The following is a 2,036-nucleotide window of genomic DNA, read 5'->3' as shown; positions in this document are numbered from 1 at the left end:
GCGGCAGGGGCCAGCGGCGCAATCGTCACCCCCTCCCGCCATCTATGTCGGGGGTGCAAGTGCATTTTTCTAGAGTGAGATGGCTAAAAAGCTCGATTCAACAGAGATTTGGCGCTTACCCAGCTATTCGGGCAATAGCACGCTGTAAAGTGCTGCGGTTTACGCCAAGAATCTCCGCCATGCCGGAAACCGTCTCGCGCTTCGCCTCGATGGCAGTCCTTGCGTGGGCGATCTGGGCGGCAGTAAGGGCAGGGGGCCTGCCTAACCGTTTGCCGCGCTTCTTCGCGGCCCTCAGACCTGCCTTGGTCCGCTCCTGGATCAGATCACGCTCGAACTCGGCAAGTGCACCCATGATGTGAAACACCAGACGCCCGCCTGCGGTCGTTGTGTCGATCCCGTCCGTCAGACTTCGGAACTCGATGCCGCGATCCCCGAACAGCTTCAGCAGGTGGATCAGGTCAGCGATGGACCGACCCACACGGTCCAGCTTCCAGACCACCAGCAGGTCGCCTTCGTCCAGCAGCTCCATTGCCTCAGAAAATCCGGCGCGGGTCTCTGCCGCCGTCGCTCCGCTTTGCGCCTGGTCTGTGATGATCTGGTCGCATCCCGCGTCGGTCAGCGCCTCAATCTGTAGATCAAGGTTCTGCTCTTCCGTCGACACCCTTGCATAGCCGATCTTCATCAGATTATTTTGCACGAGGTTTTTGCGGCAGTCCAGCACAAGGAAAATCAGTGACTTGGCGATAGTTCAGAAACTGCCGCAATAAGGGTCGTTTTCGCGGCAGGTGAGCTAGTCATAAACCTGCCAGAACCACGCCAGTTTTGCCGGAAGGTTCTGGCGTCACTAAGTCATTGATGCCGCGCTGCGTTGAGCAGGGGGACAGAACCCACCGTTTTTGACGTATAATTATTTGAAACTACTGTTCTACAATTCCTAAAACTGTTGAAATTACCACGGCTGTCGCGGGGCATTGTTCGCTACCCAACGTCCATTCACTTCGACATAGCGATAAGCTGGCCGATCTACACATTGCGCTGGAAGGACAGTTTCGCCCTTAGCGGCGTACTCTGCTCGTACTCGCATGCACGCGGCGGTCAGTCGGTCAACTAAGTTGCGATCAATACAAACATGAACTGGCGCGTTACATGATCCTTGAGCGCGAGACTCTTGGCGACGCGCTTCTCTCTCTAACGTCCGTGCCATTTCGACTTCTACGCGAATTGCTTCTGGAAGATTTCGCTCCCTCTCACCACCTTCCAAAATAGTTTCTCGGAGAGAATAACTTCCTTCCGACACCAAAAAAACTCTGCGTTGGCAACCCTCTGACGAGCAAAATGGCATTACGCCATCCTGCCAATCACAGCTAGCTAATCCCAGTCGAACATGCACCTCATTACTTTTCGGAGAGATGAACATTCCTGGAATAGAGCGAACTATAGAACCAGAGTTGCACTTTGATCTGATATAAAGAAGCTCTTGTTCAATAAGGGCTTCTGGTACAGCTTGTGGTCCCTCTCCAAAGGTATCGGCAACCGCAAACACGAACATAGCAGCAAGCGTTCCAGATGTATCAAATGCCGCAACGACCGACTTGCCGACAGGTTCAGCAAACTGCTTGCCCAATGGGACGCGGGATGCTGTTGTTTCAACCATACCGCCAGCGACTTCCTTTAGTGCCGAATCCAGAAATTTGATCAACACCTCCGTGGCATTTTCCGGGTTAGTTTCTCCCATGAGGAGATCCGTACCCTCTGTCACAACAGTACTCAAAGTACTGTTGCGTCCCCCAGCAATGGCATAGGCTGAAAGCGCAGTTTCCGCTAGAAACGCAACGCCTGTTGAGTCCACGTCATAGTAGTCCCGTGCTCGACGCATGAAGTTCGCATATATTGCGTCAAACGTAGCGGGGCGTGTGAGCTGAACCGCGATTTCCGGTGTGATTATCACAGGCTTGGGAGGTGGCAGAGGTGGTACTGAAGGTTTACGCGCTGGGATCGCAAGTTGCTGCCCCGTCGGCATGTAGAAGCACGTGTCG

The 2,036-nt window shown here is 54.0% G+C and carries 2 protein-coding genes; both read right to left on the bottom strand.

All coding sequences use genetic code 11. The annotated features are described in order from the left end of the window. Nucleotides 1–115 precede the first annotated feature (115 nt). A complete protein-coding gene (locus WBB85_RS06380) occupies nucleotides 116–682 on the bottom strand; it encodes a recombinase family protein (RefSeq protein WP_432637791.1) in 567 nt (188 codons plus the stop codon). Between the two features lie 267 nt (nucleotides 683–949). Beyond that, on the bottom strand, nucleotides 950–2,036 hold a 1,087-nt coding region (locus WBB85_RS06375; RefSeq protein ID WP_432637790.1), incomplete at its 5' end, for a hypothetical protein.

Source organism: Albidovulum sp., from assembly GCF_049646345.1.
In the GTDB taxonomy this organism is placed as follows: Bacteria; Pseudomonadota; Alphaproteobacteria; order Rhodobacterales; family Rhodobacteraceae; genus Albidovulum.
The sequence above is the reverse complement of the archived record's forward strand: the minus strand, read 5'-3'. Positions and strand labels throughout refer to the sequence as shown.